Source organism: Nitratireductor aestuarii (genome assembly GCF_014641695.1).
GTDB classification, from domain to species: domain Bacteria; phylum Pseudomonadota; class Alphaproteobacteria; order Rhizobiales; family Rhizobiaceae; genus Chelativorans; species Chelativorans aestuarii.
This window is the reverse complement of the sequence record NZ_BMIF01000007.1, coordinates 202,840-215,007: the sequence shown is the minus strand read 5'-3', so window position 1 is coordinate 215,007 and position 12,168 is coordinate 202,840. Positions and strand designations below refer to the sequence as shown.

The following is a 12,168-nucleotide window of genomic DNA, read 5'->3' as shown; positions in this document are numbered from 1 at the left end:
CAGGGCGAGTTGAGGGTATTGGACATGCAACAGCAAATATCGATCATCACGCTCGGCATTCGCGATCTTGATCGCTCGCGCCATTTCTACGAGCAGGGCTTCGGCTGGAAGCCAAAATTTGCCAATGACGAAATCATCTTCTTTCAGATGAACGGCTTCGTGCTGGGTCTCTTCAAGCTTTCATCGCTGGAAAGCGACATGAACCGCACGGGCCTTGTCACGCCCGGCGCGTTCTCGCTTGCCCACAATGTCCACACACAAGAAGAGGTTGTGCCGGTCATGGAGCAGCTGCTGAAGGCCGGCGGCAGGCTCATCCGGGAAGCAGATGCCCCGCCGCACGGCGGCTTCCGTGGCTATGTCGCTGATCCGGATGATCACGCCTGGGAAATTGCCTGGAACCCCGCTTGGCCGATCAGCCCCGAAGGCTACGTTACGATCAGCGGCTAGAGCAATTCCAGGAAAAGTGGGAACCGGTTTTCCGTGGGAATTGCGTTACAACAGAGGCTTAGATCATCTCAGCGTTTCTGTGAAACACTGAAATGATCTAAGCGCCCAGGAAGTCGTTGCCTGCTACTCTCTTTCGGGACCGCAGTAGCTCGCCGAAATCACTTTTACGCGTCCAGCAGGATCGATCGAGAGCGAAAAATCGACGACCCTGCTGAGCATCAGGGGGGAGCGTTTGAAATTGGTGCGGGTAAGGTCGACAGCTTCCTTGATCGATATCCCCTGCAAGATGATGTCATCGCCGGATCGAGAGATGTTGAGGGTTTGCTGCAACTCTGGGCCAATGAGACCGGCAGCTATCGCTTCAATGCTAAGTTTACCGCCGTTGATATCCTGGGCGGAGAATCCAACATCTGCAAAAATTCCTTGAGCGGCGAGGGCCTCAACAGCAACGTGCTGTTGGCTCGTCAGGGTGCCTCCAGACAGAAGCACTGCCCTGAACGTCTGCAGCATGAGCCGTGCATCGTTCGGCTCGGCGCCGACCGGCGGGCTGAAATCGAGGGGCTCACTGTCGATAACGTACGTCAGCCGGGATAGGTCATTCATGAGCTGGGTTTCATGCTCCCGCAAAATGCGGGTTCGATCTTCCTCGGATTTGCCCGGGTCGAGAGCCTCACCTGCCACCTGGTTCCACTTCAACTCCAGGTAACGTTCACTGCAGACTGTGATTTCATGATGATACGCAGGCAGACCACTGCCGTAGTCTATTTCGATCGCGTAGCCAAAATCCTGAGGCACTATTGAGAATCTGTCCTGAAAAGCCGGGCCGGCAAACTTCTTCAGCTCCTGGAAGCTCGCTAATCGATCTTCATCTGCTACCCCTGCGGCGTACAACTGCGCGAGATGTTCCTTTGCTTCGACGAAATGCGTCCCAAGGAACCAGTCTTTGATCCTGTCCCAGATCTTTGTGAGGCTTGTTGTGCCAGACATTCCGTTTGCGGATCGTACCGCGAGCGATGCGGCATCTGAGACAGAAATGTTCAGGCTACCACCAAAGCGGGTAGGAAGTGAGACGAACGTCGACATTTGAAGCACCTATCGTGGTCAATTCCGCCAACTCCTAGGCCAAACAGTAATATAATCTGTCACAAATCTTACAGAAAGCAGAAATCGTGGCGCGGAAGCCGCCACGATCATCGTCTATATTGATTTATTCAGGAAATTACTGCCGCCAGCGCGGCGTGCGTGACGAGCCCGCGCATCAGGCTCAAAGCGCCGGGAACGTGCTCAACCGCGAGCATCCGGTTCGGGTCCGTCGGCCGTGGCATCTCTATCTGGCCGTAGGGGATCCGCCGGAAACCGAGCGGCTCATAGTAGGGCGCGTCGCCCACGAGCATGGTCACGCCTGCGCCAGCCGTTGCAGCCGCCTCAAGCGCAATCCGCACCAGCGCCTTGCCCAGACCCTGGTTCTTGAACTCCGGCTTCACGGCGAGCGGCCCGAGCAGCATCGCACGTCCTTGTCCGGCGGCGATCGGCGTCATGCGCACGGAGGCGACGACATGCCCATCCTTTAGCACGACATAGGACATGGAGCGGTCGTGCGCACCGCCCTCACGGATCTTGTAGGAAGATTTGACGAAACGGCCTGGGCCAAAGGCCTCGGCGTTGATGGCTTCAATCTCAGCGTCGTGCGCAGGAGTTTCCTGCGTGAAGGTAAACTCGGAGAAGGACATGGGAAACGAACCCGATGAGCTAACTGGTAACGAAATGGCCGCACGAAATCCCCCGCGGTCCAGCGGGCTTCTGCCTTATCGTCGTCGCTCGATCGAGATAAATGCCACCTTCAGTCTCCCTGATGCTTGCGCTGCTAGCATCAAAATCTCCGCTCGTCCATATGCCTTGAAGCGTTCCGCGCAATCTGTTGACGCACCGTTCACACGAAACCACCTGTGAACCTCGCGCGTAGTCCCATACATCACAGCCAACAAAAGGAGATCCTGATGGGACTACTGGTTGATGGCGTCTGGCATGACGAATGGTACGACACTTCAAAGACGGGCGGTCGCTTCGAGCGCTCCAAATCGCAATTCCGGGATTTTGTGACGAAAACCGGCGAGCCGGCAGACGGTCGCAGCCGCGGCTTCAAGGCTGAGCCCGGGCGATACCACCTTTACGTTTCGCTTGCCTGCCCGTGGGCGCATCGAACACTCATCTTCCGCAAGCTGAAGAAGCTGGAGGACGTGATTTCTGTGTCGATCGTCCATCACTTCATGGGCGAGAATGGCTGGACCTTCCTGAAGGAAGACGGGGCCACTGGCGACGACCTCTACGGCTACGACTACCTGCACCAGATCTACACGCGTGCTGACCCGCATTACTCCGGCCGCGTGACGGTGCCAGTACTGTGGGACAAGAAGACCCAGACGATTGTCTCCAACGAGTCTGCGGACATCATCCGCATGCTGAACGAGGCGTTTGACGAATGGGGCGATGCCTCGCTGGATTTCTACCCTGAGGAGCATCGGGCCGAGATCGATGCGATCAACGACATCGTCTATGCAAAGGTCAACAACGGCGTCTACCGCGCAGGCTTTGCGACGACGCAGGAAGCCTACGAAGAGGCCGTCACGCAGCTTTTCGCCACGCTGGACAAGCTGGAGGATCGTCTGTCTCGCCAGCGCTACCTGGTCGGTAACCGCCTGACGGAAGCGGATTGGCGGCTGTTCACAACGCTGGTGCGCTTCGATCCGGTCTATGTTGGCCACTTCAAGTGCAACATCCGTCGGATCGTCGATTATCCGAATCTTTCGAACTACCTGCGCGAACTCTTTCAGGTTCCGGGTGTGGCCGAGACGGTCAACATGCTGCACATCAAGGCGCACTACTACGGCAGCCACAAGACGATCAATCCGACGGGCATCGTCCCGGTCGGCCCCGAGATCGACTACACCCTGCCGCATGACCGGGATCGGATCAGCGGATGATCATTCCAAGCGGGCACCAAGGGCCCGCTGCATATCAGTGGAGCTCTAATCCGCGTTCGGCAGGCGGCGCATCGTGAATTCGATGTGGTCGCCCGGCCGTTCTGCCCAGCTTTCGATCTCGGTCCAGTAGGCCTGCTTGGGCCAGCGTTCCAGCCATTCCTTGGCTTTGGCGCGCGCTTCGGCTCGGGGCAGCTTGAACGTTTCGCGCACGAACCCGTCCCGTGGCAGGCGGCTACCGTCCTGCGACCGCTTCTTGTCGAGGCTCTTTTTCAGCCCCGAAAGTGGAGGTTTAGCGGGTACTCGCACGAAAGAACTCCTTGACCCGGCATATAATGAGATTAGGGATCAAGTCTCAAAATTGCGAGTCAATTATTGCACTTGGCACTGTTCGTTCGCCTTGTGCAGGAAGGAGTTCCATGGAGCGGCAAGAGATTCCCGTTGGCCTGCCGGAGGACATAGACCAGAAGAAGGAAACTGCCCGGAAGTGGTTCGAGGAATTGCGCGACCGCATCTGCGCGGCCTTCGAGGCCCTCGAAGATGAACTGACCGGCCCTCTGTCGAGCCATGCGCCCGGCCGCTTCGAGCGCACCCCCTGGTTGCGCCAGGAGGGCAAGGGCGGCGGCGGCGTCATGTCTATCATGCATGGCCGCGTGTTCGAGAAGGTTGGCGTCCACGTCTCGACCGTCCACGGTGAATTCTCGCCCGAGTTCCGCAAGCAGATTCCCGGAGCGGAAGCCGATCCGCAGTTCTGGGCGTCCGGCATTTCGCTGATCGCCCACCCGCAGAACCCGCATGTGCCTGCCGTCCATATGAACACCCGGATGGTGGTCACCAGCCGTCAGTGGTTTGGCGGGGGCGCCGATCTGACGCCGGTGCTGAACCGCCGCCGCACGCAGGAGGATCCGGATACGGTTGCCTTCCACAAGGCGATGCAGTTCGTCTGCGACAAGCACCGCGAGGTGGCCGATTACGCCAAGATGAAGGAATGGTGCGACGAGTACTTCTTCCTGCCGCACCGAAATGAGGCGCGCGGCATCGGCGGCATCTTTTACGACTGGCTGCACTCGTCCGAAGAGAAGGGCGGCTGGAACGCCGATTTTGCCTTCACGCAGGACGTCGGCCGCGCCTTCCTGATCGTATACCCGTATCTCGTGCGCCGGAACTTCAATACCAACTGGACCGAGGCCGATCGCGAGGAACAGCTGGTGCGCCGCGGCCGCTATGTCGAGTTCAACCTGCTCTATGATCGGGGCACCACCTTCGGCCTGAAGACCGGCGGCAACGTGGATTCGATCCTGTCGAGCATGCCACCCGTGGTGAAGTGGCCATAAGCATATATGTAGAGCTGTGATTGCCGGCCCGGCGGACCACAAATCCGTCGGGCTTTTTATTTGGGCATCAGTGTCTATATTTCCTCGATCGCAGCTGGCGCTCCAGATGCCTGGCTGAAGCTGCGGCAACCATCGAGGGGAGAATCAAACCTTGCTTCGACCGCCCGGATCGAACTCTTCCTCCGCCCCGCAAACCGGAATCAACGTTCTGGATTACGAGCTGGCGGGAGAAATGGCGACCGCGCTTGGCCATGCCGGACGCAATGCACAGGAATGTGTGGCTAACCTGCTGGCATTCTCCGGAGATGCTGAGGAGCGGCTCGCTGTCCGCAAGAAGGCTGTGGATGCGGTCTACGCTTATTTCATCCAGCGTGAGCTTGTCGGGCTGCGCAAACACGACGAAATCATCCGCGAACTCAACATTCCCCGCGAAGTGCTGGTGCGCCTTGGGCAATCCTAGGTGAGCTTCATCGGGCCCGAGTTCAGATGGTCTAAAATCGATTAAGCATCTTCAGGCGTGAAGATGATGCTTCTCAAAAATGCCTCGTTTGATCCATTTTCTACGTATTTTCCCCCGCGACAATCTGCCCAATAACCGAGGTGCGACTGGACAAGCGCTTATGTCGAGCATAGAAACCATCGCAAATTGCCGGGGGAATTGCTTGCCCATCAGCGGATAGTCCGTTGCATGGGTTTAGTGATATAAGCCTTTTCTCCGGGTTTTTAGCCTGAGGTGAAAGGATCGAGGTCTCGTGAGCGCTACCGATTCCCAACATACTCGCCGCGATTTTCTCTACGTCGCTACCGGCACTGCCGGTGCAGTAGGTCTCGCCGGCGCTGTTTGGCCGTTTATTGACCAGATGCAGCCTGACGCATCGACGCGTGCCCTTGCTTCGATCCAGGTCGATGTCTCGGCAGTCGAACCTGGCATGTCGCTGACTGTGAAGTGGCGCGGCCGCCCTGTCTTCATTCGCAACCGCACTGAAGCAGAAATTGAGCAGGCTCGTCAGGTTCCCCTGTCTGAGCTGAAGGACCCCGTTGCGCGTAACCAGAACCTGAATGCCGATGCACCCGCTGACGACCTCAGCCGCTCGGCAGGCGAGGGCAAGGAAAACTGGCTTGTGATGCTTGGCGTCTGTACGCACCTTGGTTGCGTGCCGCTCGGTCAGGCCGGTGATTTCGGCGGCTGGTTCTGCCCGTGCCACGGTTCGCACTACGATACGGCTGGCCGCATCCGTAAGGGTCCTGCGCCAGAAAACCTTCTCGTACCGACGTTTTCATTCGTATCCGATACCGTCATTCAGGTCGGCTAAGGGCGTAGGGAGCACATTTTTATGAGCGGTGGACACTCTACCTATACACCCAAGACCGGCGTAGGCCGCTGGATGGACGCTCGGCTGCCATTGCCGCGTCTGGTCTATGATTCTTTCGTTGCCTACCCAGTTCCGCGCAACCTGAACTATGCCTACACGTTCGGCGGCATCCTCAGCCTGATGCTGGCGGTGCAGATCGTGACGGGTATCGTTCTGGCCATGCACTACGCGGCCAACACGGGCGTCGCCTTCACCTCGGTTGAGCAGATCATGCGCGACGTCAACTCCGGTTGGCTGCTCCGCTACATGCATGCCAACGGCGCATCGTTCTTCTTCATCGCGGTCTACATCCACATCATGCGTGGCCTGTACTACGGTTCGTACAAGGCTCCCCGCGAGATGCTCTGGATCCTCGGCTGCGTGATCTACCTCCTCATGATGGCAACCGCCTTCATGGGCTACGTGCTTCCGTGGGGCCAGATGAGCTTCTGGGGTGCAACCGTTATCACCGGCTTCTTCACCGCGATCCCGGTCGTTGGTGACTGGATCCAGCAGCTGCTGCTCGGTGGCTTCGCCGTTGACAACCCGACGCTCAACCGTTTCTTCTCGCTGCACTACCTGCTGCCCTTCATGATCGCTGGCGTCGTCGTCCTGCACGTCTGGGCACTGCACGTAACCGGCCAGACCAACCCGACCGGCATCGAAGTCAAGCAGAAGACCGACACGGTTGCCTTCACGCCCTATGCGACCATTAAGGACGCGCTGGCGATGGTGGTCTTCCTCCTGGTCTTCGCCTACTTCATCTTCTACATCCCGAACTTCCTGGGTCACCCGGACAACTACACCGAGGCTAACGCCCTAGTGACGCCGGCCCACATCGTTCCGGAATGGTACTTCCTGCCGTTCTACGCGATCCTGCGTGCGATCACCTTCAACATCGGACCGATCGACTCCAAGCTCGGTGGCGTTCTTGCGATGTTCGGCGCGATCGCTGTGCTGTTCGTGGTTCCGTGGCTCGACACCTCCAAGGTTCGTTCGGCGGTCTACCGTCCCTGGTACAAGCTGTTCTTCTGGCTCTTCGTCATTGACAGCGTGTTCCTCGGCTGGCTCGGCTCCCGTCCGGCAGAAGGCCTGTATGTTGCCCTCGCTCAGGGTGCGACGCTCTACTACTTCGCCTTCTTCATCATCATCATGCCGGTTCTCGGCCTGATCGAAACGCCACGTCGTCTGCCGAACTCCATCACGGAAGCTGTGCTGGAGAAGAACAAGGCTGGTGCGAATGCCGCAGCCCAGACGACCCAGGGCTAAGCGATGCGCAAAGGGATTATGTCGATGAATACGTTTATCCGCACCTTGGCCGCGCTTGGCGTTGGGCTCTCGCTGGCCGGTGCTGCTGGTGCAGCTGAATTCCCGCACGAGAAGCCTGTCGAGCAGAACTGGAGCTTCGCAGGTCCGTTCGGTCACTACGACAAGGGTCAGCTGCAGCGCGGTCTGAAGATCTACCGTGAGGTCTGTTCCTCGTGTCACTCGCTGAGCCGCGTGGCCTTCCGCACGCTGTCAGACCTTGGCTACGATGAAGGGCAGGTCCGTGCCCTGGCTGCAGAGTACGAAGTTGAAGATGGCCCGAACGACGACGGTGACATGTTCACCCGTCCTGCGACGCCGTCGGATTACTTCCCCGCTCCGTTCGCCAACGCGCAGCAGGCTGCAGCATCCAACAACGGTGCTGTTCCGCCAGATCTGTCGCTGATCGCGAAGGCACGCGCCGTAGAGCGCGGCTTCCCGACCTTCGTCTTCGACATCTTCACGCAGTATGCCGAAGGTGGACCGGACTACATCTACAGCCTGCTGACGGGTTACGAAGAAGCGCCTGAGGGTGTTCAGGTTCCGGAAGGCACCTACTACAACCCGCACTTCATCGCCTCCAACTCGCTGGCGATGGCTCAGCCGCTGACCGACGGCCAGGTGACCTATGATGATGGTTCGCCTGAGACGCTCGACCAGTACTCGCGCGACATCTCGGCCTTCCTGATGTGGGCTGCCGAGCCGCACCTTGAAGCTCGCAAGTCCACCGGCTTCGTGGTCATGGTCTTCCTGGTCCTCTTTGCGGGCCTGATGTTCCTGACCAAGCGCAAGGTCTGGAAGGACATTGCACACTGATCCGGAAAGCAACTTCCATTGAAAAGGGCGCCCCTGAGGCGCCCTTTTTTGTTGCGCGTATGGCCGTGTTGGCTATTGGTGGATCAACAACAGACTTTCGGTGCATGGCCCTGCCAACGCACCTCCAGCCGCCTCTGGTGCCCGCCAGACAGCGGACTACGGCGAGGAACTGACGATGAAGCGGACGCTTGAAGAAACCCTCCTGGAATCGATCCGGACCATTCCGGACTATCCGAAGCCCGGCGTCCTCTTCCGCGATATCACGACGCTGCTCGGCAATGCGCGCGCTTTCCGCCGTGCCATCGATGAGCTCGTCCACCCCTATGCCGGCAACAAGATCGACAAGATCGCCGGCATCGAGGCGCGCGGCTTCATCCTGGGCGGCGCCATGGCGCACCAGCTCTCTTCCGGCTTCGTGCCGATCCGCAAGAAGGGCAAGCTTCCGCACGAGACGGTGCGCGTCGCCTACAGCCTCGAGTACGGTCTCGACGAGATGGAGATGCATGTGGATGCCGTCGCGCCCGGCGAGAAGGTCATCCTCGTGGACGACTTGATCGCCACCGGAGGCACGGCAGAAGCGGCCTGCCGCCTTCTGCATCAGATCGGCGCTGACATTGTTGCGGCATGTTTCGTTATCGACCTGCCGGATCTCGGCGGCCGCGCCCGTCTGGAAGCCATGGGCGTGGACGTGCGCACCCTGATCTCGTTCGAGGGTGAATAGAGCAACTCCAGGAAAAGTGGGAACCGGTTTTCCGTCTGGAGTTGCGGGAAAACAGAGCAACTCCAGGAAAAGTGGGAACCGGTTTTCCGTCAGGAGTTGCGAGAAACCGGTCAACTCCAGGAAAAGTGGGAACCGGTTTTCCGTCCAGAGTTGCGGGAAACAAAAAAGCCGCGGCGCATCCGTCGCGGCTTTTGTGCGCATTGGCTGCGAGAGTTATGCCGAGTTGGTCGGGCTGTACTTGTAGAGAACCGAGTTCTCCATCTCCATGACCTGCTGGCCATCGCCATTGAATGCTTCGCCCTTGGCAAGCAGCACGATCCAGCCAGGCCGCGAGGCAAGCGGGCGGTAACTGATCGAGGTGCGGTAGAACGTGATGGTGTCGCCTGCGAATACCGGCTTCATCCAGCGCAGGTTCCTGAAGCCGGGCGAGGGGCCTTTTTCAGGTTCCGCGCCTTCACCTTCCCAGCGCGGTGCGCCCCCGCCGTCCCGCTCGGCAGTGTTGTGCCGCATCCACATGGCGCAGGTGTGCCAGCCCGAAGCGCAGAGCCCCCCGAATAGGCTGTCAGCAGCCTTTGCAGGATCGACGTGGAATTCCTGCGGATCGAATTCGCTGGCGTAGTCGATGATCTCCTCTGCGGTGAAAAGGTGGCTGCCGAGGTTCACCCGTTCGCCGATCCTCAAGTAGCTGTCGAGTTCCCGGCTCATGCGTCTGCTCCTGTTTGCGGATCTCTGAGGGCGAACAGAATGGAGTTCTCCAGCTCCATGACGGTTTCACTTCGCTGGTTCGTGATGATGTGCCGGAAGGTGACCAGCCCGATGTGCGGACGCGATCTGAGAACCCGCTTTTGCAGCACCGTGGACGACCCGGAGAGCTCGTCTCCGGCATGGACGGGTCGCTTCCACCGCAGATCATCGACGCCAGGCGCCCCTTGCGCCGTTGAATTCTTGACGAAGGCCTCAAAGGCAAGCTGCATGAAGATGCCGCACGTATGCCAGCCCGAAGCTGCCATCCCGCCGAGCAGGCTCGCCTTTCCGGCCTCGTCGTCCAGATGCATGGGCTGTGGGTCGAATTTCTTCGCGAACCGAATGATTTCTTCGGCTGTCATCAGCTTCTTGCCATAGGGGAATGATTGCCCCACAGCAAAGTCTTCATACGCGCGCACTGTAACGTCCATGTCGATTGCCCAGGAGCGCGGCTAGAGCCAGCCGCGCCGCTTGAAATAGAGGTAGGGAAGGAGTGCGGACAGAACCATCAGGCCGATGGCCATCGGGTATCCGTACCTCCAATGAAGTTCCGGCATGATACCAAAGTTCATCCCGTAGATGGAAGCCACTAGCGTGGGTGGCAGGAAGACGACGGCCGCAACGGAGAAGATCTTGATGATGGCGCTCTGTTCGATGTTGATCATGCCGAGCGTCGCATCGAGCAGGAAGTTGATCTTCTGCGACTTGCCGATTGCGTGGTCGGCGAGCGAGATGATGTCGCGCGAAAGGATCTTGATGCGCACGCTCGCCTCCTTGTCGGGTGCGGAGAGCTTGAGCGCCGTCAGGTAGCCGGACATGCGTTTCAGCGTCAGCAGGCTCTCCTGCAGGATGGAGAGCAGGTGCTCCTTCTTGCCGATCTGCCGCAGGATTGCGTGGAACTGCTGGTCCCGTGTCGACGCCTTCTTTTCGCGCGACTGGAAGATTCGCGATGATATCTCGAGAATATCCTGGCTCGTCCGCTCCAGCACATCAGCGATGCGATCGACGATCACTTCGAGCAGGCTGATGAGGATCATGCTGCCCGAGCTGCAGCCAAGGGGCGTCTTGGTGGCGAGCTCAGGAAAGGTCTGGAAGGCATAGGGCGTGTGAAAGCGAAGCGTGAGCAGCCTGTCTCCCGCGAGGATGAACGTCACGGGTCCGACCTCGGGCGAGTCGCCGTCGGATTGCACCGGAACGGTCACGGTCATGTAGTGCACACCGTTCTCGGCATAAAGACGGCTGGAGATCTCGATCTCCTCCATCTCTTCCCGGCTTGGAAACTCGATACCGAGCCATTCCTCCACCGCGCGCTGCTCTTCTGGCGTGGGGGCGAGGAGGTCGGCCCAGACGATCGCCTCCTTGTGAAGGGTGAGGTCTGTCACGGGCAGAAGCCGGTCATGATCGACCACATATGCAGTGAGCAATGGCGTACCTCCTTCTGCCGCACCAGAGCCGGAGATCTACTTACACAATAGCTCGGTCGCGATCGACCATCCTATTCATCAGGATGACGGATTTGTTGTGGCTGAGGGTCGTTTAATACCCCCACCCTGCGTTCGCAGTGAGCAACGGACAGCCCGGGCCACATCAGTTCGGCGGGATACAGCTAATCTGTTTATAAGACATCATTGTTTACGAGCTGCGGTATTTATGCAGCAGTATTATCTACGCACTCGTTTACTGAAAATTATCAATTTTCGATTCACGGGGCTTATCATGAAGTTTTAGGCACTCGCGCTAGCCGCAATGATGGGCGTTTCCGGTTCCCCCCTTGCTGCGGACGTATCTTCTTCGGAAGCTTTCAACTGGACCGGCGGATATGTCGGCGCGCAGATTGGTTACAGCGCCTCCGGCGCTGCCGAGTACTACCTCGAAGAGCGTACTTGGAACGACGACTACGATTACGACAAGACACTTCGCGGCCTGCTGGGCGGCGTATACGTCGGTTACAATCATCAGTTCGACAACGGCGTGGTCCTTGGTGGCGAAGCTGACGTAACGTTTAGCGATATCCACGCTTCGCTCCTCGCACCTGGCGATTGGGCCTACGAGGCTACCACAAAGATTGATCGCGCCGCTGCTGCCCGTGTTCGTCTGGGTGTGGCCGTTGATCGCTTCATGCCTTACATCGCTGGTGGTATTTCCTACGCTCGCCTGAATTTCCACGAAACCAATAGTGTGAACTCCGGATCTGCCGATGCCAACCTTTTCGGCTGGAACCTGGGCGTTGGTGGTGAATATGCGGTGACGGACAACCTTGCCCTGCGGGCCGAATATCGCTACACCAAGTACAACAACAAGTCGCTCTTCGTAGATGGTACCGCCAGCGATTACGCATACGATGTGAAGTCGAACACCAACGAATTCCGCGTCGGTATCGCCTACAAGTTCTAACTGGCTCTCCAGATATACAGGTAACAACCTGCGCTACGGAACCCGGCTTCGGCCGGGTTTTCGTTGTCGGGTACAAG

General features: G+C 58.7%; 15 protein-coding genes. 9 read left to right on the top strand and 6 right to left on the bottom strand.

Features of this window, described 5'->3' with window-relative positions:
* Positions 1 to 24: 24 nt before the first annotated feature.
* Positions 25 to 447: a VOC family protein gene (locus tag IEX27_RS12965; RefSeq protein ID WP_188721476.1), complete on the top strand. Its 423-nt coding sequence runs from the start codon at positions 25 to 27 to the stop codon at positions 445 to 447.
* Positions 448 to 570: 123 nt separating this feature from the next.
* Here the strand turns inward: IEX27_RS12965 and IEX27_RS12960 are convergent, their stop codons facing one another.
* Together IEX27_RS12960 and IEX27_RS12955 are read right to left on the bottom strand one after the other, a co-directional pair.
* A complete protein-coding gene (locus IEX27_RS12960; RefSeq protein ID WP_188721475.1) occupies positions 571 to 1,530 on the bottom strand; it encodes a hypothetical protein in 960 nt (319 codons plus the stop codon).
* Positions 1,531 to 1,658: 128 nt separating this feature from the next.
* Positions 1,659 to 2,177 carry a GNAT family N-acetyltransferase gene (locus IEX27_RS12955; protein ID WP_188721474.1) on the bottom strand — a complete coding sequence of 173 codons (519 nt, stop codon included), beginning with the start codon at positions 2,175 to 2,177 and terminating at the stop codon, positions 1,659 to 1,661.
* Positions 2,178 to 2,444: 267 nt separating this feature from the next.
* Here IEX27_RS12955 and IEX27_RS12950 point away from each other — a divergent pair, with 267 nt between their 5' ends.
* Positions 2,445 to 3,428, top strand: a complete 984-nt coding sequence (locus IEX27_RS12950; RefSeq protein ID WP_188721473.1) for a glutathione S-transferase family protein — start codon at positions 2,445 to 2,447, stop codon at positions 3,426 to 3,428.
* Positions 3,429 to 3,473: 45 nt separating this feature from the next.
* Here the strand turns inward: IEX27_RS12950 and IEX27_RS12945 are convergent, their stop codons facing one another.
* On the bottom strand, positions 3,474 to 3,734 hold the full coding sequence (locus IEX27_RS12945) for a hypothetical protein (protein ID WP_188721472.1): 261 nt from the start codon (positions 3,732 to 3,734) through the stop codon (positions 3,474 to 3,476).
* A 110-nt stretch (positions 3,735 to 3,844) separates the two neighbouring features.
* On the opposite strand from IEX27_RS12945, the gene hemF reads away from it, so the two are divergent.
* The 6 genes from hemF to IEX27_RS12915 all read left to right on the top strand — a co-directional run bounded on the left by hemF (position 3,845) and on the right by IEX27_RS12915 (position 8,953).
* Positions 3,845 to 4,759, top strand: a complete 915-nt coding sequence (gene hemF, locus IEX27_RS12940) for an oxygen-dependent coproporphyrinogen oxidase (RefSeq protein ID WP_188721471.1) — start codon at positions 3,845 to 3,847, stop codon at positions 4,757 to 4,759.
* 151 nt (positions 4,760 to 4,910) lie between these two features.
* On the top strand, positions 4,911 to 5,219 hold the full coding sequence (locus IEX27_RS12935) for a DUF6665 family protein (protein WP_188721470.1): 309 nt from the start codon (positions 4,911 to 4,913) through the stop codon (positions 5,217 to 5,219).
* A gap of 292 nt (positions 5,220 to 5,511) precedes the next feature.
* Positions 5,512 to 6,072, top strand: coding sequence for a ubiquinol-cytochrome c reductase iron-sulfur subunit (gene petA, locus IEX27_RS12930; protein WP_188721469.1), 561 nt, complete (start codon positions 5,512 to 5,514; stop codon positions 6,070 to 6,072).
* A 21-nt stretch (positions 6,073 to 6,093) separates the two neighbouring features.
* Positions 6,094 to 7,380, top strand: coding sequence for a cytochrome b (locus IEX27_RS12925; RefSeq protein ID WP_188721468.1), 1,287 nt, complete (start codon positions 6,094 to 6,096; stop codon positions 7,378 to 7,380).
* A 24-nt stretch (positions 7,381 to 7,404) separates the two neighbouring features.
* The gene (locus IEX27_RS12920) at positions 7,405 to 8,232 is read left to right on the top strand and encodes a cytochrome c1 (protein ID WP_188721467.1); all 828 of its coding nucleotides are present in this window, start codon (positions 7,405 to 7,407) and stop codon (positions 8,230 to 8,232) included.
* A gap of 175 nt (positions 8,233 to 8,407) precedes the next feature.
* Complete coding sequence (locus IEX27_RS12915; RefSeq protein WP_188721466.1) at positions 8,408 to 8,953, top strand: adenine phosphoribosyltransferase; 546 nt, start codon at positions 8,408 to 8,410, stop codon at positions 8,951 to 8,953.
* A gap of 213 nt (positions 8,954 to 9,166) precedes the next feature.
* Here the strand turns inward: IEX27_RS12915 and IEX27_RS12910 are convergent, their stop codons facing one another.
* The 3 genes from IEX27_RS12910 to IEX27_RS12900 are packed head-to-tail and all read right to left on the bottom strand — an operon-like array spanning position 9,167 to position 11,121.
* Positions 9,167 to 9,658, bottom strand: a complete 492-nt coding sequence (locus tag IEX27_RS12910) for a MaoC family dehydratase (protein ID WP_188721465.1) — start codon at positions 9,656 to 9,658, stop codon at positions 9,167 to 9,169.
* Positions 9,655 to 10,128, bottom strand: a complete 474-nt coding sequence (locus IEX27_RS12905) for a MaoC family dehydratase (RefSeq protein WP_188721464.1) — start codon at positions 10,126 to 10,128, stop codon at positions 9,655 to 9,657. Before IEX27_RS12905 ends, IEX27_RS12910 begins: the two co-directional genes overlap by 4 nt.
* A gap of 21 nt (positions 10,129 to 10,149) precedes the next feature.
* Positions 10,150 to 11,121: a magnesium transporter CorA family protein gene (locus tag IEX27_RS12900; RefSeq protein ID WP_188721463.1), complete on the bottom strand. Its 972-nt coding sequence runs from the start codon at positions 11,119 to 11,121 to the stop codon at positions 10,150 to 10,152.
* Between the two features lie 322 nt (positions 11,122 to 11,443).
* On the opposite strand from IEX27_RS12900, the gene IEX27_RS12895 reads away from it, so the two are divergent.
* Entirely contained in the window at positions 11,444 to 12,091 is a 648-nt protein-coding gene (locus tag IEX27_RS12895) for an outer membrane protein (protein WP_188721462.1), read from the top strand.
* The last annotated feature ends 77 nt before the right edge of the window (positions 12,092 to 12,168 follow it).

What these genes read in the sequence shown, in the direction of transcription:
- IEX27_RS12965 (WP_188721476.1), top strand. Translation starts at nt 25, where the DNA reads ATGCAACAGCAAATATCGATCATCACGCTCGGCATTCGCGATCTTGAT.
- IEX27_RS12960 (WP_188721475.1), bottom strand. Translation starts at nt 1,530, where the DNA reads ATGTCGACGTTCGTCTCACTTCCTACCCGCTTTGGTGGTAGCCTGAAC.
- IEX27_RS12955 (WP_188721474.1), bottom strand. Translation starts at nt 2,177, where the DNA reads ATGTCCTTCTCCGAGTTTACCTTCACGCAGGAAACTCCTGCGCACGAC.
- IEX27_RS12950 (WP_188721473.1), top strand. Translation starts at nt 2,445, where the DNA reads ATGGGACTACTGGTTGATGGCGTCTGGCATGACGAATGGTACGACACT.
- hemF (WP_188721471.1), top strand. Translation starts at nt 3,845, where the DNA reads ATGGAGCGGCAAGAGATTCCCGTTGGCCTGCCGGAGGACATAGACCAG.
- IEX27_RS12925 (WP_188721468.1), top strand. Translation starts at nt 6,094, where the DNA reads ATGAGCGGTGGACACTCTACCTATACACCCAAGACCGGCGTAGGCCGC.
- IEX27_RS12920 (WP_188721467.1), top strand. Translation starts at nt 7,405, where the DNA reads ATGAATACGTTTATCCGCACCTTGGCCGCGCTTGGCGTTGGGCTCTCG.
- IEX27_RS12915 (WP_188721466.1), top strand. Translation starts at nt 8,408, where the DNA reads ATGAAGCGGACGCTTGAAGAAACCCTCCTGGAATCGATCCGGACCATT.
- IEX27_RS12910 (WP_188721465.1), bottom strand. Translation starts at nt 9,658, where the DNA reads ATGAGCCGGGAACTCGACAGCTACTTGAGGATCGGCGAACGGGTGAAC.
- IEX27_RS12905 (WP_188721464.1), bottom strand. Translation starts at nt 10,128, where the DNA reads ATGGACGTTACAGTGCGCGCGTATGAAGACTTTGCTGTGGGGCAATCA.
- IEX27_RS12895 (WP_188721462.1), top strand. Translation starts at nt 11,444, where the DNA reads ATGATGGGCGTTTCCGGTTCCCCCCTTGCTGCGGACGTATCTTCTTCG.